Below are 19,082 nucleotides of genomic sequence, written 5' to 3' on the forward strand. Positions count from 1 at the left end.
TCTATGGAAACCAATCAGTACTTGGAAGTGTTTATCGATGAGAGTAAAGAGCATTTGCAATCCATCAACGACCAACTGTTACATTTGGAAAAGAATCCTCAGGATCTAACCATAGTCAATGAAATATTCAGGTCTGCCCACACATTGAAAGGGATGTCAGCTACGATGGGGTACCAGGATCTTTCCAATTTGACGCATAAAATGGAAAATGTCCTGGATGCCGTCCGAAACGAAAAGGTGAAGGTGGATGAAGGGATTCTCGATATCGTATTCGATTCTGTGGATGACCTGGAAGCAATGGTCATCGATATCGCAGAGGGCGGGTCTGGGGAGAGAAACGTCGATCGAGTAGTACAACTTCTAAAAACGATTGAAGAAGGCGGTGGCATAGCGGATGCTGCTGTGAAAGAGAATACTTATGATAAATCCCAAACGGACTACTTTCTGACAGTCGATGAATACACAAAAACAGCCTTGCAACAATCTATGGAACTTGGAAAAAACAATTTCCAAATTGAAGTTGTATTAAGAGAAGATTGTCTTCTGAAAGCTGCCCGTGTTTATATGGTTTTTGAAATTTTGGAACAGTCCGGCGATGTCGTTAAATCCTCTCCTCCTGTAGAAGAATTGGAAAATGAAGAATTTGAACAATCCTTTCATGTTCTTCTCATTTCAGAAGACTCTCCGGAAGACTTGGAAAATAAAATCAAAAAAGTTTCTGAGATTGAAGAAGTCTACGTACAAACGTATGAGTTACCTGAAGACGTGCAGGAAGAACAAGTACCTGCACCGACCAGGGGAGAAGCAGACGCTGAAGAAAAAAAACCAGAGCCAAAAGCGGACAAAGACGGTAAGCAGGTTGGGAATAAGACGATAAGGATCAATATTGACCGGTTGGACGCTCTTATGAACTTGTTTGAAGAGCTTGTCATCGACCGCGGACGTCTAGAACAAATCTCTAACGACATGAAACACACTGAACTCCAGGAAACCGTTGAACGGATGACCAGAATTTCCGGAGATCTCCAAAGTATCATCCTGAATATGCGCATGGTCCCTGTTGAACAAGTGTTTAATCGATTCCCGCGGATGGTTCGTCAACTCTCCAAGGATTTGAACAAAAAAATCGATCTGAATGTCGTTGGTGCGGAAACAGAATTGGACCGGACAGTCATCGATGAAATTGGAGACCCGCTTGTCCATCTGATTCGGAATGCGATTGACCATGGGATCGAGGGACCGGCAGAAAGAAAAGCCAAAGGGAAGTCTTCGACAGGGAAATTAGAGCTGAAAGCTTACCATAGTGGAAACCACGTTTTCATAGAAATATCAGATGACGGTGGAGGAATTAATCGGGATAAAGTGGTTCGAAAAGCTGTGAAAAATCGAGTGGTCACTGAAGATCAGGCGTCCACTATGACGAATTCTCAAGTCTTCGACTTGATCATGGAAAGCGGCTTTTCTACGGCAGACACCATATCAGATGTATCGGGACGAGGGGTAGGGCTTGATGTTGTGAAAAACACAATTGAGTCCCTTGGGGGAAGCATTTCCGTAGACTCAGTGCCGGACCAGGGAAGCATCTTTTCCATTCAACTTCCTCTTACGTTGTCCATCATCTCTGTCATGCTTGTGGAAGTACAGAAAGAAAAGTATGCCATTCCTCTTTCCTCCATCATTGAAACTGCAATTGTGAAAAAAGAAGAGATTCTGCATGCTCATAATAAAAAAGTCATCGACTTTAGAGGAAAAGTCGTTCCTCTCATCTTTTTGAAAGACGTATTGAATGTCCCGGAAACGTTAGAGGAGGATGACTACTACTCTGTCGTTATGGTAAGGAAAGGCGAAAAAATGGCTGCCCTCGTCGTTAATTCTTTCATTGGCCAGCAGGAAGTTGTCTTGAAATCTCTGGGCGACTATTTATCCGGTGCATTCGCTCTTTCCGGAGCAACCATTCTGGGAGATGGCCAAGTCGCATTAATCCTAGATAGTAATGCATTAATCAAATAAAGGGGAGGCAGTAAAATGACGAAAGAAAACAGCCATTTGAAAGTGATCGTGTTTCAAATCAATGATGAAGAATATACCGTACCGGTGGAACTTGTCGGTTCTATTGAGCGGATGATGCCGATTACGCGCGTCCCGGGGACGAAACCATTTGTAAAAGGCGTGTTAAATCTAAGAGGTGTGGTTACTCCTGTCATCGACCTGAGAGAAAGGTTCGGGATCGAAGAAGTAGAGGAAACCGAAGCGACAAGAATTATAACTGTGAAAATCAATGAAATGAATGTCGGTCTCATTGTGGATGCGGCAAATGATGTGCTGGACCTGGCGGAAGAAAGCATCGAACCCCCACCTGAAGTCATCGGTACAGTGGAAGCCGACTATATACAAGGAGTAGCTAAAATGGACAGACGTTTGTTCATATTATTAGATTTAGAAAAAGTCCTTTCTAAAGAGGATGTACATGAATTGAATAATCTCTATGTCTGATTCCGAGGCGATCAATGAAGCATTTGGCCCCATCCAGTTGGATGTTTTGAAAGAGATCGGAAATATAGGTTCAGGTCATGCAGCCACCTCATTATCCAAACTGCTCGATAAGAAAATAGAAATGCATGTACCGGGTGTTGAAATCGTGGACTATAACCAAGTGATGGACCTTGCTGGAGGCGCTGATAAAGAAGTGATCGGCATTCTCCAACGAATGGAAGGGGAAGCTCCTGGAACGATGTTTTTTATTATGAGTCCTTCGCAAGCTCACCATTTTGTTGAGCTGATGACTCACTCCTCCGGGAAGATGGAAGAAGATCCTGCCTTTGCCTTTTCAGCTCTGCAGGAGCTTGGGAATATTTTAACAGGCGCTTATTTGACAGCCCTTTGTGATTTGACACACCTGGATCTGCAATCATCCGTTCCTTCGGTTTCGCAGGACATGGCTGGCGCGTTATTGAGTGTGGGGTTATTGGAACTATCACAGGTCAGTGATCAAGCGATTGTCATTCAGACATCATTAACAGATGGTGATGGAGGAGAAAATGAAGTGATGGAAGGGCATTTTTTCCTCTTTCCAGATCCACCTTCTTACAAAAAAATTTTTTCTTCCTTAGGAGTCCAGGAAGATGATTAAGGAAGGAATGATCATGAAAATAGGGATCGGAGATTTGGGGGTTGTCCACTCCCCTAATGTGATCAAGACCACCGGGCTCGGCTCATGCGTCGGAATAGTCCTTTATGATGAATGGAAGAAAATGGCGGGTATGGCTCATATTATGTTACCGGATGCTTCAATGGCGAAAAAACAGGGGCTGAAAAGAGCAAAGTATGCCGATACAGCGATAGAAGACCTGCTCGAAGGACTTAGAGAGGCTGGGGCTTCCCGTCATTGTCTGAAAGCGAAAATGGCAGGCGGCGCACAAATGTTTCAATTTGCATCAACCAACGACATGATGCGGATTGGACCAAGAAATGTAGAAGCGGTAAAGGAGAATCTGCAAACATACAAAATCCCGATTTTGGGGGAGGATGTAGGCGGAAGAAATGGTCGTACGATCGAATTCGATCCTGCCACGGGCGTTCTTAATGTCAGGACCGTGAATCAGGGGGAGCGTGTGATTTAATGAAAGGATCTCTTCTTTGGAATTTATCAGCGGCTGTTTTCGGTTTTTTTCTTGTATTTTTCATCAGTGTCCAAGTGACGACACTGGAAACAGCTGTACTCCGGGGAGCTGTAGTATTCTTCATTTTTTTCGGTCTATCCTATGCGTTTCGTGGAGTTGTCAGTTTTATAACAAGACCTGAAGGGAAGCTTCACGTAAAAGGAACCTCAAGCATGAGCCAAAATCAGAAGCAGTCAAACTCCTTTGAAGGTATCAGCGCTGAGGAAACATCGAAAATGGTTCGAGAACTATTGAATGAAAATGGATGAGCTTTTTAGAATTGGAAGGAAATCAAAAGAACGGGGAGGATTGTAATGGCCAGCTGTTTATCTCCTCAAGAACAACAGTGGTGGGATCTATGGGCAAACGAACAGGATAGTGAAGCCGCCAATCAACTGGTGCAGCAATATGATTACTTGGTCAGCTACCATGTGCAACGGATATCTGCTCATTTGCCTAAAAGTGTCAGTAAAGATGATGTGAGAAGTTTAGGGATGCTGGGCCTTTATGACGCCCTGAAAAAATTTGACCGCACAAGGGACTTGAAATTCGATACGTACGCTTCTTTCCGGATCAGGGGGTCGATCATGGATGGCTTGCGAAAGGAAGATTGGCTCCCCAGGTCTGTGAGGGACAGGTCTAAGAAAATTGAACAGATGACGGAAAGACTGGAACAGCAATTACAACGTCCGGTTACAGCCGGTGAAATTGCAGAAGCTCTTCATATAACACCAGAGGAAGTCGAAGAGACCGTGAAAGACTCTTTGTTTGCCAATGTATTATCAATGGAAGAAAAGCCGAACGACGGGAAAGAGGACCATAAGGAGGGGATCGGGTATTCCATTCCTGACGACCATACAACCACTCCATCCGAATCCGTCATTAAGAACGAGAATTATCAGGAGTTGGCCAGGGAGATTGAACGTTTGAATGAGAAAGAGCAACTGGTGATCAGCCTGTTTTATCACGAAGAGCTGACTCTGACTGAAATCGGACAGGTCCTGGAATTAACGACATCAAGAATCTCTCAAATCCACGCAAAAGCGATTTATAAGTTAAAAAGTGCCCTGCAGGAAATCGTCAGCCAATGAGAAGCCTGAACGGATTATTGAATAATAATGAGGGAAAGAAATGACTGTATACTTATTAATTTTAAGCTTTATCATAGATGGAATCATTATTTTTGGAATAACCATCATGATGAAGAAAATCCGCAGAACGGAAGAAATCGAATTAAGACAGGAGCAGGTGGCTGCTGAAATTGAAGACCTGTTCACTTCTTATCTCTATGAGCTTAAAGAAGAGAACAAGCGGTGGGAAAGAATGGTTATGGAAGGAAGTCCAGAAGAGCGGGGACAGTATAAGGAAAGGGGGAACCCTTTCGAGAGGAATTCAGCAGTTGAATCTCACTCGGAGCAGGATACCACCCCCGCCTATTCCCCGCCCATCATGGAGGATGAAGAAAGCTATGAACCCTCCTTTCAATCACATGTGCTGAAATGGAAAGAAAAAGGGTATAGCATAGAAGAAATCGCGAAAAAAACCGACAAAGGGAAGACAGAGATCGAATTACTACTTAAATTCCATCAAAAACATGAGAAAAAAACTTGAATGGACACGTGTGTTATGATATATTTACTGACGGTGTCAATACGCACGCCTTTGGATTTTCAAGTGAGGTTGCTCTTCTAAAAGAGTTCACTAGAGAAGATGAAAAGGGCGGAGGATACTAAAAAAACCAAACAGGAGGAACTATCATGTCTGTAATTTCTATGAAACAGCTACTTGAAGCTGGTGTTCACTTTGGACACCAAACCCGCCGCTGGAACCCGAAAATGAAGAAGTATATCTTCACGGAGCGTAACGGGATCTACATCATCGACCTGCAAAAAACTGTGAAGAAGGTTGATGAAGCATTTAACTACGTGAAAGAGGTCGCTGCTGACGGCGGTAACATCCTTTTCGTAGGTACAAAAAAACAAGCTCAGGATACAGTCCGTGACGAAGCAACTCGTTGTGGCATGTATTACATCAACCAACGTTGGTTGGGTGGTACCCTGACAAACTTTGAAACCATCCGCAAGCGTATCAACCGTCTTAAAGACATTGAGCGCATGGAAGAAGACGGTACATTCGATGTACTTCCTAAAAAAGAAGTCGTCGATATGCTGAAAGAAAAAGATCGTCTTGTTAAATTCCTAGGCGGTATTAAAGAAATGAAGAGCCTTCCGGACGCAATGTTCGTTATCGATCCTCGTAAAGAGCGTATCGCTATCGCTGAAGCTCACAAACTGAATATTCCAGTTGTAGGTATCGTTGATACAAACTGTGACCCAGACGAAATCGATTACGTCATCCCAGCGAACGATGACGCAATCCGTGCCGTTAAATTGTTGACTTCCAAGATGGCTGACGCTGTCCTTGAAGCTAAACAAGGGGAAGAAACAGAAACAACGGAAGAAACTGAAGCTGCAGTAGAAGCTGCTCAAGAGTAAAAAGGGTCAAAAGGTGATAAGGGGGTATACCTTTATCACCTTTTTTAAAGAAATCCGCAAACACTCTTGCTTCCAAGGGATGTAAGAGTGATACTTATATGCAATCAATAAGGAGGCTTTACAATGGCAGTAAACGCTAAAATGGTAAAAGAACTTCGTGAAAAAACAGGTGCTGGAATGATGGATTGTAAAAAAGCACTTACTGAAACAGATGGTGACATGGACAAAGCAATGGAATGGTTGCGCGAGAAAGGAATTTCCAAGGCAGCTAAAAAAGCTGATCGTATCGCTGCAGAAGGTTCTGCTGCAATCGAAGTATCCGGTAACACAGCTGTACTTTTCGAAGTGAACTGTGAAACGGACTTCGTTACAAAGAACGATCAATTTAAAGAACTGCTTAAAGATCTTGGACAGCACCTGCTATCTCAGAAGCCTGCAACCGTAGAGGAAGCACTCGAGCAGAAGCTTCACGGCGATGGTGAAGTTCTTAGCAGCTATATTACAGAGCGCGTAGCGAAAATCGGCGAGAAGATTTCTCTTCGTCGTTTCGTCATCAAAGAAAAGACAGATAACGATGCATTCGGTGCTTACCTTCACATGGGTGGGAACATTGGTGTATTGACTGTTCTTGAAGGTTCTACGGACGAAGCAGCTGCTAAAGATGTAGCGATGCACGTAGCGGCTGTAAACCCTCGTTATGTATCCCGTGATGAAATCCCTCAAGAGGAAGCTGAAAAAGAGCGTGAAATGCTTAAAACTCAAGCGATGAACGAAGGTAAGCCTGAAAACATCGTTGAGAAAATGGTAGAAGGACGCTTGAACAAGTTCTTCGAAGAAATCTGCCTGCTTGATCAAAGCTTCGTAAAAGATCCTGACCAGAAGGTGAAGCAGTTCGTTGCTTCAGCCGGCGGCCAGATTACTGGATTCGACCGCTTCGAAGTTGGAGAAGGTATGGAAAAACGCGAAGAAAACTTCGCTGATGAAGTTATGAATCAAGTTAAAAAATAATGACTATGAAACATAGGGGACACTGCCAGTGTTCCCTATTTTCAAACAGGCTACATATTTGCCGGTTTATGAGTCAGATCATGTAGAGGAATAAGCAAACACGGGAGGTTACTATGACTACTGCTCGCTATCGTCGTATCGTATTAAAACTAAGTGGAGAGGCTTTGAGTGGAGATGCCGGATTCGGATTGGAACCGAGCATCATCAAATCCGTCTCTCGTCAGGTCAAAGAAGTGGCCGAACTCGGTGTAGAAGTCGCTGTTGTCGTCGGAGGCGGGAACATTTGGCGCGGAAAAGTAGGCGCCGAGATGGGAATGGATCGTGCAAACGCTGATTACATGGGGATGCTTGCCACGGTCATGAATTCACTGGCCCTTCAGGATAGTCTGGAAAACTTAGGGATTCCGACCCGTGTCCAAACATCCATAGAAATGAGGCAAGTGGCAGAGCCTTACATCCGCAGAAAGGCGATTCGTCACCTGGAGAAGAAACGTGTGGTCATTTTTGCTGCAGGGACGGGTAACCCATATTTCTCCACGGATACTACTGCTGCATTGAGAGCTGCCGAAGTAGAGGCTGATGTCATCCTAATGGCTAAGAACAATGTAGATGGCGTATACACGGATGACCCTAAAGTAAATGAGGATGCTGTGAAATATGATCAGCTGTCTTACATGGACGTTCTGAATGAGGGTCTTGGTGTAATGGATTCTACTGCTTCTTCATTATGTATGGACAACGATATCGATTTACTGGTATTCTCGATAACAGAAGACGGAAACATTAAAAAAGCCGTAATGGGCGAAAATATTGGAACAATTGTGAGGGGGAAATAATCATGTCTGAAGCTGTGATTAATGAAACAAAACAACAAATGGAACAAGCGACTCAAGCATTCTCGCGTCAGCTGGCAACCGTTCGCGCCGGCCGCGCAAACCCAACGATCCTGGATAATGTGTATGTTGATTATTATGGTGCAGCTACTCCGCTTAACCAATTAGCACAAGTGTCTGCTCCTGAACCACGCCTTCTTGTCATCACGCCATATGATAAGAGTGCCATTGCAGAAATCGAAAAAGCGATCCAGAAAGCAGATCTTGGTTTGTCTCCGTCCAGTGACGGAAACGTTGTACGAATCAATATTCCAGCGTTGACGGAAGAGCGTCGTAAAGACCTTGCTAAAGTAGTGGGCAAATATTCTGAAGAAGCGAAAGTACAGGTTCGTAACATTCGTAGGGATTCCAACGACCGCCTGAAGAAACTTGAAAAAGATGGCGAGCTTACAGAGGACGACCTTCGCTCTTATCAGGATGACGTTCAAAAGGTCACTGACCAGCATGTCGACAAAATCGATCAGCTGGCTAAAACAAAAGAAGAGGAAATCATGGAAGTGTGATTCTCCAATTCTATATGCCTTAAGGTGAAACAAGCCGCGCTGTAGATGTTTGGCAGCGCGGCTTTTCTTTTGTACACTGTCTTTATAGGCCAACGGCATGAATAAAAGATTTAGTATATAATAAATAGATGGAACAATTGGACTGGAGGATTGAACATGCCTATCAAGTTTCCATTCAAAAAAGAAAAAAAGCAGCCTCTAACCGAACCATTAGGCCTTGAGGAAAGCCACCTTCCAAGACACGTGGCCATCATCATGGACGGAAATGGACGATGGGCGAAGAACAGGGGAATGCCAAGGATTGCTGGACATAAAGAGGGTATGGGCGTTGTGAAAAGAATCGTCCGTTATGCTTCTGATGTCGGCGTCAAGGTCCTTACTCTCTATGCTTTTTCTACGGAAAATTGGAAACGCCCGAAAAACGAGGTAGAGTTCCTAATGAAACTTCCCGTCGATTTTTTAAGTACATATTTGCCTGAATTGATTGAGAGAAATGTACAGGTCCAGACGATTGGTGATTTCAACGTACTCCCGCCTCATACCCAAAAGGCAGTCAGAGAGGCGATTGAAAAAACCAAGCACAATGATGGTCTCATTCTCAACTTTGCACTAAATTATGGCAGTCGGTTTGAGATGGTGCATGCAGTCAAGCAAATTGCTTCCAAAGTACAGGGTGGGGAGATCGACATCACCGATATTGATGAATCCATGTTCTCCAAGGAGCTGTACACGTCCGACTTAATTGAACCCGATCTTCTGATTCGGACGAGTGGTGAACAGAGGTTGAGCAACTTCTTGCTGTGGCAGCTCGCATATGCGGAGTTCTGGTTTACAGAAGTTTATTGGCCTGACTTTGACGAAAGTCATTTTGAAAAAGCTCTGTATGACTTCCAAAATCGTAAACGTCGTTTCGGCGGAGTATAAGGTGTGAAAAAGACTTATGAAACAAAGAACAATTACAGCTATCGTCGCAGCCCTCATATTTATACCAATCGTTATGTTGGGTGGATGGCCTTTTAAAGCATTTGTTTATATCATCGCGAGCATCGCTTTACTCGAGCTTGTTCGAATGAAAAAAATCGCCCGCTACTCTGTAGCGTCGGGGCTTGGTTTGCTCCTCATGTGGGCGCTCATGTTTCCTTATGAAGTTTTTGATGAATCGATTACTTCCGATGACATTATTACCAAGTCGGAGATCACTCTTCTTGCAGTACTTGTGCTTCTCAGTTATACGGTACTCGTGAAAAACCGTTTTACATTTGATGATGCAGGATTTTTGTTACTTTCGGCAATTTATATCGGAATGGGATTCAACTACTTGATGGAGACGCGGGAAGAAGGGCTTGAATATATATTCTTTGCCTTATTTATTGTTTGGGCAACAGATACCGGTGCTTATCTTTTCGGCCGTTCTCTCGGAAAACACAAGCTCTGGCCGCAAATCAGCCCTAAAAAAACGATCGAAGGTTCTGTCGGGGGCATCATTCTTGCTTGTGTTGTAGCTTTGATCTTCCAAATTGTGTATCCTCTGGAGCATTCCATGATCATCGTATTGTTAGTGACAGTTCTCGTATCTATAGCCGGACAAATCGGCGATCTCGTCGAGTCTGCTTTCAAGCGCCATTACGCGGTGAAAGATTCAGGGAAGATTCTTCCTGGACACGGTGGAGTTTTGGATCGTTTTGACAGTTTGATCTTCATCTTACCGATTCTTCATTTGATTAATTTCATTTCTTAAGGGGGCGATCGAATTATGAAGCAAATAACACTGCTAGGGGCAACAGGCTCGATTGGAATTCAGACGCTTGAAGTCCTGCGTCTGCATCCAGATCAGTTTTCACTATACGCCATGGGCTTTGGCCGAAACGTGGAAAAGGCATTGCCGCTCATTCATGAATTCAAGCCGTCCATGATTGTCGTGCAAGACGAAGAAACAAAAAAGAAATTAGAAAAAGATACGGAGCTGCAGATTCTTTGTGGCGGAGAAGGTTTAATCGAAGCCAGTGTAGCCGAACCTGTAGATGTAGTCGTCAACGCTGTCATGGGCAGCATAGGGTTACCTGCGACGCTTAAAGCGATTGAAGCAAAAAAACAAATAGCCATCGCTAATAAAGAGACGCTCGTAACCGCCGGCCACTTAGTGATGGATGCAGCTAAGGAACATGGCGTCAATCTTCTCCCCGTGGATAGTGAACATTCTGCTATTTTCCAAGCGTTGAACGGAGAACAGCGGAAAGACATCAATAAATTGATCATCACTGCATCCGGAGGCAGTTTCCGTGACCAGACAAGAGAAGAGCTTGCCGGGGTCACCGTCGACGACGCATTGAATCATCCGAATTGGAGCATGGGGGCGAAAATTACCATCGATTCCGCTTCCATGATGAATAAAGGGCTGGAGGTTATCGAGGCTCATTGGCTTTTCGATGTACCTTATGACCAGATTCATGTTATTCTTCATAGAGAAAGTGTTATTCATTCCATGGTGGAATATGTAGACCGAAATGTCATCGCTCAATTAGGGACACCTGACATGAAGGTACCTATTCAATATGCGCTCACATATCCGGAGCGGAAAGAGCTTCCGATTACGAAGCATTTAAATTTAGAGGAAATTGCTACATTGAATTTTCAAAAGATGGACATGAAGCGTTTCCCTTGTTTGAGGATGGCTTTTGATGCAGGAAAGTCCGGTGGTTCCATGCCGGCTGTATTGAATGCAGCTAATGAGGAAGCCGTTCAGCAGTTCCTCCAAGGTAAAATTTCTTTCCTGGACATAGAAAAATACATTGAACGGGCTTTGGAAAATCATGACAGGATTCATAACCCGGACTTGTCTACCATAATTTCTATTGATAAGGAAACTAGGGCAAGAGTGCGTTTCCAAATAAATTAACAGCTCTGGATGATTGGATGGAATAGGATGTGCGACCGTCCTGCATTTTGAACGACAACCGCTATTCTCAAGACATCTGAAGGAAAGAAACAGAGCATAAAAAGGAAGGTGCTTCATTTGACTACAGTGGTTGCATTTATTCTGATGTTCGGACTTTTGGTGTTCGTGCATGAGTGGGGGCATCTCATATTTGCTAAACGGGCAGGAATGCTCGCAAGGGAATTTGCGATAGGATTTGGTCCTAAGATTTTTGCATTCACCCGCAATGAAACTCTCTATACCATCCGCCTTCTACCCATAGGAGGTTATGTGAGAGTTGCGGGCGAAGATCCTGAAATCGTAGAATTGAAGGCAGGACACCATATCGGTCTTGAATTCAATGAAGCAGGAAAAGTCAATAAAATCATTGTTAACAATAAAGACAAACATCCATATGCACGTGTCATTGAAGTGGAACGCGCAGACTTGGATCATCGTCTCCTCATTGAAGGTTACGAGCTTGATGAGGATGAGAGACTTTCCTTTGAAGTGGATAACAAAGCGATGTTCGTCATGGATGAAAAAGAGACCCAGATCGCTCCGTATGACCGTCAGTTCGCTTCCAAATCTGTACCACAGCGTGCAATGCAGTTATTTGCCGGACCTATGATGAACTTTGTCCTGGCGATTGTGTTATTTATGATTCTAGGCTTCATTCAAGGGGTACCCTCAAATGAAGCGAAACTCGGAGAAATCCAAGGAAATACACCAGCTTCCGAGGCCGGCCTGATGGCTGGGGATGAAGTTGTAGCTGTTGATGGAGAATCAGTCAGTACTTGGGAAGAATTCACCACGATCATCCGGGATCATCCAGAGGAAGAAGTGACCCTTACCATTAATCGGGAGGGCATGACCCAGCAGCTGGCTGTGACACCTGCTGCTATTGAGAATAATGGGGCGACGATTGGTCAAGTCGGTGTCGCGAGAGCGTTCGAAGAGTCGTTTACTAAAAAGCTGACCTTCGGATTTACACAAACATATGAGTGGTCGGCTTTAATTTTAACGAACCTTGGAAAATTGGTAACCGGCCAATTTTCATTGGATATGCTTTCCGGCCCGGTGGGGATTTATGACGCCACGGATCAAGTTGTCCGCACAGGATTTACGAATTTCGTCATGTGGACTTCGATTCTCAGCATTAACCTTGGCATAGTGAATCTTCTTCCTCTTCCGGCACTTGATGGAGGCCGACTTCTATTCGTAGGTCTAGAAGGTGTAAGAGGAAAACCCATTGACCCGCAAAAAGAAGGGATCGTCCACTTTATTGGGTTCGCCCTGCTTATGTTATTAATGCTTGTTGTGACGTGGAACGATATCCAACGCTTATTCTTGTGATCTTTATAAAGCTGGAAGTCCTGAGGTGATCGGCGTTTCCTTGGCTTCCAGCTTCTTTCGTTGAATGTAGACACCGGAGGGTGCCACACACCCTCCATTTAAACTTCGATAAATTAGAACTGAGGTGCATGTTATGAGACAAAGTCAAATGCTAATACCTACCCTTAAAGAGAACCCGGCAGATGCTGAAATTAAGAGTCATCAGCTCCTTGTCCGTGCGGGTTACATACGCCAGATTGCATCAGGAATCTACAGTTTCCTGCCGATTGGCCGCCGTGTATTGAGTAAAGTTGAAAATATCGTTCGGGAAGAAATGGAAAAAATCGGAGCTCATGAGATGGCCATGCCAGCACTCGAACCGTCGGAACTATGGAAGGAAACGGGGCGTTGGACATCATTCGGTTCTGAGCTCATGCGTTTGAATGACCGTCACAACCGGGAATTCGCCCTTGGCGCTACCCATGAGGAAGTGATCACCAGCCTCGTACGCCATGAGGTGAAAAGTTATAAACAGCTTCCTTTGACTGTTTTTCAGATTCAGAATAAATTCAGGGATGAAGCACGTCCACGGTTCGGTCTTCTGCGTGGACGCGAATTTCTAATGAAGGATGCGTACTCTTTTAATGAGTCGTATGAGAGCCTCGATGAAACCTACGATAAAATGTTTGAAGCTTATTCCAATGTATTCAGACGCTGTGGGTTGAACTTCCGTGCCGTTATCGCTGATTCTGGAGCGATGGGTGGAAAAGACACTCATGAATTCATGGTTTTATCGGAAGTTGGGGAAGATGTCATCGCTTATTCTGATACGTCCCGTTATGCAGCAAACATAGAAATGGCGCCAGTGAAGGCTGCCTATGAGAAATCAACAGAATCTCCAGAGCCTATAGAAAAAGTGGAAACGCCTGGCCAGAAGACGATGAAAGATGTTGCTGATTATTTAGGGCATGAACTAGCGGAAGGTCTTAAATCAATCCTGTTCCAGGTCGATGATCAATTTGTCCTTACACTTACACGCGGCGACCATGAAGTGAATGATGTCAAACTGAAGAATCTATTTGATGCAGATATTGTCGAACTTGCTTCAGAAGAAGATACGAAACGTCTTCTGGGTTCAGGATTCGGCTCCTTAGGTCCAATCGGAGTATCTGAAGATGTTCATGTCGTCGCCGATCACGCCGTTTCGGCAATGGTAAACGTGTCCTGCGGTGCGAATGAGGAAGGCTACCATTACAAGAATGCTACCCCTGGAGAAGATTTTGAGGTCAAAGAATATACGGATCTCCGGTTTATCGAAGAAGGCGATCCTTCCCCGGATGGAGAAGGCATCATCAAATTCGCAAGGGGAATAGAAGTCGGTCATGTCTTTAAGCTTGGGGAATTCTATTCCGAACGCATGAATGCTACTTTCCTTAATGATCAGGGAAAAGCTACGACTATGATCATGGGTTCTTACGGGATCGGGGTTTCACGGACACTTGCTGCAATTGTAGAGCAGTATCATGATGATCGAGGCATTACGTGGCCGAAAAATATCGCTCCGTATCAGGTCCACCTGCTCTCGTTGAACCCTAAAAAGGACGAGCAGAAAGAATTGGCAGATGAGTTGTATGAAATGCTGCTTGATGCAGGTGTAGAAGTTTTATATGATGATCGTAAAGAACGGGCGGGCGTTAAATTTGCGGACAGCGATCTTTTTGGTGTACCTGTGAGAATCACAGTCGGAAAGCGTGGCGGAGAAGGGGTCGTAGAAGTGAAAGAACGTGCCACCGGTGAGCAACAGGACTTGGAAACGAGTCAAGTGTTGGATTTTATAAAGAATTGGTACAAAGCCTAATACCTCATTGGAAAAACATACCCTTGCTGTAGGAAAGAGAGCAAGGGTTTTTCCATGTCAGGTGTGGGTTCAGGAATGAGGAGGAATCCCGATTGAGTGTGAGCAATCAAGAAAAAATGCACTATTTGCTGGAACAAATCCAGTTCCCGCATGAATTGATAGAACCTCACTTTAAAGATAGCAGTATGCAGAAGCTGGTGGTTTACCGTGAACAGAAATTGTGGCATTTTCATTTTCTTATGCCGAAACCGCTGCCGCCCTCTGTTTATGAACTGTTTACAACGAAGTTGACATCCACTTTCCGTCCTATAGCAGATGTGACCTGGACGATCGAAACGACAGGGAAAGACCTTTCTGATGGAGACGTGCTTGAATATTGGCAGAGTTTCATTAAGACGTTAACGAACCTGACCCCAAGCTATAAAGATTTATTGATGGAACAGCAACCTGAAGTTAACGGCAATAAAGTTATGTTAACCTGCCGGAATCTTGCGGAAAGTCATGCCATTCAGAAAAAGTTGGAAGAACCTTTGAAAGGGTTTTGTCTACAGTGCGGACTTCCTTCCCTCATGGTCGCTACCCGGGTGAAAGAAGAGACCGATCAAATCAAACGGTTCCAGGAAGAACGGCAGAAAGAAGACAAAATTCTTGTGCAACAGGCTGTAAAAGAGCAGGAAGAACGATCCAAAGATAAAGATGATTCCAAACCGAAAGGCCCGGTTGAAATAGGCTACAAAATTCAGGATGACATCGTGCCAATGGAACAAATTCAGGAAGAAGAAAAGAAGATTGCGGTTCAAGGATATGTGTTCGATGTGGAAATCAAAGAACTTCGTTCCGGCCGCCATTTGCTGCTTTTGAAAGTGACCGATTATACAGATTCTTTCTCCATCAAAATGTTCTCACGCGGGGATGACCATGCAGAAATGTTCAAGCATATCCAACAAGGGATGTGGATCAAAGCCCGTGGGGGGATCCAAACGGATAATTTCACGAATGAATTGACGATGATGGCTAATGACATTAATGAAGTGAAACCGAAACGAAGAGAAGATGACGCTCCCGAAGGTGAAAAACGGGTGGAGCTGCACGCCCATACGACAATGAGTGCCATGGATGCTCCGGTCTCTCCTTCCAGATTGATTAAACAAGCTGCGGACTGGGGGCATGAAGCGATTGCTATCACGGACCACGCCGTCGTTCAAGCTTATCCTGATGCCCATGCTGCCGGTCAGAAAAATGGTGTGAAAATCATTTATGGAGTGGAAGCGAATCTCGTGGACGATGGAGTTCCCATTGCTTACGAAGAACAGGATCGCGATTTGGAAGATGCGGTCTATGTTGTTTTTGACGTGGAAACGACGGGACTATCAGCTGTCTATGACAAAATCATCGAGCTTGCAGCCGTCAAAATCAAGGGTGGGGAAATCATCGACCGTTTCGAATCTTTTGCTAACCCTCACCAACCTTTATCTCAAACAACGATCGATCTAACCGGTATTACGGATGACATGGTCAAAGATGCACCTGAGATCGAACAAGTGCTGAAAGATTTCCACGAATGGACGGCAGATGACATCCTGGTTGCTCACAATGCAAGTTTCGATATGGGCTTTCTGAATGCCGGGTATCAAAGGATTGAGCTTGGCAAATCTACAAACCCGGTAATCGATACTTTAGAACTTGCCCGTTTTCTTGTGCCTGAATTGAAGAACCATCGATTGAATACGCTTTGTAAAAAATTCGATATTGAATTGACCCAGCACCACCGGGCAATCTATGATGCTGAAGCTACAGGATATCTGCTTTGGAAACTTGTGAAAAGAGCGATGGAAAAAGATATTACCAACCATAAAAATTTGAATGATTATATGGGAGAAGGGAAAGCTTATCAGCGCTCACGCCCGTCGCACTGTACACTCCTTGCTGCCGATAGTACAGGATTGAAAAACATTTATCGTCTTGTCTCTGAATCGCATGTAAATTACTTCTATCGAGTCCCTCGTGTCCCGAGGTCGCTGCTGGCGAAAAATAGGGAAGGGATACTCATTGGCTCCGGATGTGACAAAGGGGAAGTTTTTGAAACGATGATGCAGAAGTCTGAAGAGGAAGCAGAAAAGGTCGCTGAATTCTACGATTATATTGAAATACAGCCTCCTGGTAACTATTATCACTTGCTTGAAAAAGACCTTGTACAGACAGAGGCTCAGATTCTCGATATTCTGAAACGCCTGGTAGCTATGGCGGAACGTATGGGTAAAACGATTGTCGCTACAGGGAATACGCACTACGTCGATCCGCACGAAAAACAGTATCGTCAAATTCTCATCTCATCGCAGAACGGGAACCCGTTGAACAGACAGACTCTGCCTGACGTCCATTTCAAGACAACAAATGAAATGGTTGAACAGCTTTCCTTCCTCGGCAAAGATAAAGCGAAAGAACTCGTCGTGACGAATACACACAAAATCACCGAGCAAATCGGAGAAGTGTCTCCGGTGAAAGATGATCTTTATACGCCTAACATTGAAGGGGCAGACCAGGAAATCCGCGAAATGTCTTATAACAAAGCAAGAAGTATTTATGGAGATCCGATTCCAGATTTAATCGTCAAGCGTTTGGAAAAAGAGCTCGACAGTATCATCGGAAACGGGTTCGCCGTCATCTATCTCATTTCACAAAAGCTCGTAACTAAATCCCTGGAAGATGGTTACCTTGTCGGGTCCCGTGGTTCTGTCGGTTCATCCTTTGTTGCAACGATGACTGATATAACAGAAGTGAACCCTCTGCCGCCTCATTATGTTTGTCCGTCGTGTCAGTATAATGAATTTTTCACAGACGGTTCCGTCGGGAGCGGCTTTGACCTTGAAGAGAAAGCCTGTCCGGAATGCGGGGCGTCTTTGACTAAAGATGGTCAGGATATTCCCTTTGAAACGTTCCTTGGCTTCAAAGGGGATAAAGTTCCCGATATCGATCTGAACTTTTCCGGTGAATATCAGCCGCATGCCCACAACTATACGAAAGAATTATTCGGGGAAGATAGTGTGTTCCGAGCGGGGACTATTGGTACGATTGCCGAAAAAACCGCCTATGGCTATGTGAAGGGTTATGCTGGGGATCATCAGTTGGTTTATAAAAATGCTGAAATTGACCGGCTTGTACAGGGGTGTACGGGCGTCAAGAGGACCAGTGGTCAGCACCCAGGCGGGATTATCGTTGTTCCGGATGATATGGAAATTTACGACTTTTCGCCGATCCAGTTTCCGGCGGATGATACGAAAGCAGAGTGGAAGACGACTCACTTTGATTTCCACTCCATTCATGACAACCTATTGAAGCTGGATATACTCGGACACGATGACCCGACCGTCATCCGTATGTTGCAGGATCTCAGTGGAATCGACCAGAAGGAAATTCCTGTCGATGATCCGGAGGTTATGAAAATTTTCAGTGGTCCTGAAGCACTTGGAGTAACAGCAGATCAAATCATGTGTAAAACCGGGACGCTTGGTGTCCCTGAATTTGGGACAAGGTTCGTAAGGCAGATGCTTGAAGATACTAAACCGAAGACATTTGCAGAACTCGTCATCATTTCTGGGTTGTCACACGGAACGGACGTGTGGCTTGGGAATGCTGAGCAGCTGATCAACGATGGCATCTGTACCTTGCCTGAGGTTATCGGGTGTCGTGACGATATTATGGTGTATCTCATGCATAAAGGTCTCGATCCGTCTTTAGCTTTTAAAATCATGGAATTCGTCCGTAAAGGTCGTGGTCTTGAAGATGAATGGATCGAAGAAATGAAAAAGCACGGCGTACCGGACTGGTATATCGATTCGTGTAAAAAAATCAAGTATATGTTCCCGAAAGCCCACGCAGCCGCCTATGTGTTGATGGCGGTAAGAATTGCTTATTTCAAGGTTCATTATCCAATCTATTTTTATGCCGCCTATTTCACTGTAAGAGCAAGTGATTTTGAATTGGAGACGATGATGAAAGGTTCCGATGCCATCCGTAAACGGATGAAGGAGATCCAGGAAAAAGGCTTTGATGCCACTCCGAAAGAAAAAAGTCTAATGACCGTTTTGGAACTATCCCTCGAAATGTGCGAAAGAGGGTATGGATTCAAGAATGTGGATTTGTACGAATCAAGTGCCACAGACTTCCTAGTGGATGGAAATGAATTGATCCCACCATTCAATGCGGTCGACGGACTAGGAACCAACGCAGCGATCAATATCGTCAATGCAAGAAAAGAGGGCGAATTCTTATCCAAACAGGACTTGAGAGAACGCAGCCGTATTTCCAAAACAGTTCTTGAGTACCTCGATAACTTCGGATGTTTAGAAGGAATGCCAGACGAAAACCAACTCTCTCTCTTCTAAATAAGATCTCAATGAATAGAGATGCTTAATCA

General features: G+C 44.5%; 17 protein-coding genes. All 17 read left to right on the top strand.

The features are described from left to right. Positions 1 to 3 precede the first annotated feature (3 nt). The 17 genes from ACXADE_RS09385 (at position 4) to ACXADE_RS09465 (ending at position 19,050) form a co-directional block, all read left to right on the top strand. On the top strand, positions 4 to 2,010 hold the full coding sequence (locus ACXADE_RS09385) for a chemotaxis protein CheW (RefSeq protein ID WP_474980215.1): 2,007 nt from the start codon (positions 4 to 6) through the stop codon (positions 2,008 to 2,010). A gap of 15 nt (positions 2,011 to 2,025) precedes the next feature. Then, complete coding sequence (locus ACXADE_RS09390) at positions 2,026 to 2,493, top strand: chemotaxis protein CheW (RefSeq protein WP_474980216.1); 468 nt, start codon at positions 2,026 to 2,028, stop codon at positions 2,491 to 2,493. After that, the gene (locus tag ACXADE_RS09395) at positions 2,486 to 3,130 is read left to right on the top strand and encodes a chemotaxis protein CheC (RefSeq protein ID WP_474980217.1); all 645 of its coding nucleotides are present in this window, start codon (positions 2,486 to 2,488) and stop codon (positions 3,128 to 3,130) included. The genes ACXADE_RS09390 and ACXADE_RS09395 overlap by 8 nt, the downstream gene beginning before the upstream one ends. After that, positions 3,123 to 3,620: a chemotaxis protein CheD gene (locus ACXADE_RS09400; protein ID WP_474980218.1), complete on the top strand. Its 498-nt coding sequence runs from the start codon at positions 3,123 to 3,125 to the stop codon at positions 3,618 to 3,620. Before ACXADE_RS09395 ends, ACXADE_RS09400 begins: the two co-directional genes overlap by 8 nt. Further along, the gene (locus ACXADE_RS09405; RefSeq protein WP_474980219.1) at positions 3,620 to 3,928 is read left to right on the top strand and encodes a hypothetical protein; all 309 of its coding nucleotides are present in this window, start codon (positions 3,620 to 3,622) and stop codon (positions 3,926 to 3,928) included. Before ACXADE_RS09400 ends, ACXADE_RS09405 begins: the two co-directional genes overlap by 1 nt. A gap of 45 nt (positions 3,929 to 3,973) precedes the next feature. Then, positions 3,974 to 4,750 (top strand): FliA/WhiG family RNA polymerase sigma factor, encoded by a 777-nt coding sequence (locus tag ACXADE_RS09410; RefSeq protein WP_474980220.1) that lies wholly within the window; start codon positions 3,974 to 3,976, stop codon positions 4,748 to 4,750. 40 nt (positions 4,751 to 4,790) lie between these two features. Continuing rightward, positions 4,791 to 5,270, top strand: coding sequence for a hypothetical protein (locus ACXADE_RS09415; RefSeq protein ID WP_474980221.1), 480 nt, complete (start codon positions 4,791 to 4,793; stop codon positions 5,268 to 5,270). A 146-nt stretch (positions 5,271 to 5,416) separates the two neighbouring features. Then, positions 5,417 to 6,154 carry a 30S ribosomal protein S2 gene (rpsB, locus tag ACXADE_RS09420; RefSeq protein WP_074734064.1) on the top strand — a complete coding sequence of 246 codons (738 nt, stop codon included), beginning with the start codon at positions 5,417 to 5,419 and terminating at the stop codon, positions 6,152 to 6,154. Positions 6,155 to 6,277: 123 nt separating this feature from the next. Further along, a complete protein-coding gene (gene tsf, locus ACXADE_RS09425; RefSeq protein ID WP_474980222.1) occupies positions 6,278 to 7,162 on the top strand; it encodes a translation elongation factor Ts in 885 nt (294 codons plus the stop codon). 113 nt (positions 7,163 to 7,275) lie between these two features. Then, positions 7,276 to 7,998: a UMP kinase gene (gene pyrH / locus ACXADE_RS09430; RefSeq protein ID WP_474980223.1), complete on the top strand. Its 723-nt coding sequence runs from the start codon at positions 7,276 to 7,278 to the stop codon at positions 7,996 to 7,998. A gap of 2 nt (positions 7,999 to 8,000) precedes the next feature. Further along, entirely contained in the window at positions 8,001 to 8,558 is a 558-nt protein-coding gene (gene frr / locus ACXADE_RS09435; protein WP_474980224.1) for a ribosome recycling factor, read from the top strand. Between the two features lie 156 nt (positions 8,559 to 8,714). Further along, the gene (locus ACXADE_RS09440) at positions 8,715 to 9,482 is read left to right on the top strand and encodes an isoprenyl transferase (protein ID WP_474980225.1); all 768 of its coding nucleotides are present in this window, start codon (positions 8,715 to 8,717) and stop codon (positions 9,480 to 9,482) included. Between the two features lie 16 nt (positions 9,483 to 9,498). Beyond that, on the top strand, positions 9,499 to 10,296 hold the full coding sequence (locus ACXADE_RS09445; protein WP_474980226.1) for a phosphatidate cytidylyltransferase: 798 nt from the start codon (positions 9,499 to 9,501) through the stop codon (positions 10,294 to 10,296). Between the two features lie 15 nt (positions 10,297 to 10,311). Further along, the gene (gene dxr, locus ACXADE_RS09450; RefSeq protein ID WP_474980227.1) at positions 10,312 to 11,454 is read left to right on the top strand and encodes a 1-deoxy-D-xylulose-5-phosphate reductoisomerase; all 1,143 of its coding nucleotides are present in this window, start codon (positions 10,312 to 10,314) and stop codon (positions 11,452 to 11,454) included. A 117-nt stretch (positions 11,455 to 11,571) separates the two neighbouring features. Then, a complete protein-coding gene (gene rseP / locus ACXADE_RS09455) occupies positions 11,572 to 12,828 on the top strand; it encodes an RIP metalloprotease RseP (protein WP_474980228.1) in 1,257 nt (418 codons plus the stop codon). Positions 12,829 to 12,961: 133 nt separating this feature from the next. Further along, on the top strand, positions 12,962 to 14,665 hold the full coding sequence (locus tag ACXADE_RS09460) for a proline--tRNA ligase (RefSeq protein ID WP_474980229.1): 1,704 nt from the start codon (positions 12,962 to 12,964) through the stop codon (positions 14,663 to 14,665). 92 nt (positions 14,666 to 14,757) lie between these two features. Next, positions 14,758 to 19,050 (top strand): PolC-type DNA polymerase III, encoded by a 4,293-nt coding sequence (locus ACXADE_RS09465; protein WP_474980230.1) that lies wholly within the window; start codon positions 14,758 to 14,760, stop codon positions 19,048 to 19,050. The last annotated feature ends 32 nt before the right edge of the window (positions 19,051 to 19,082 follow it).

This window comes from Halobacillus sp. ABR2_026, assembly GCF_056158545.1.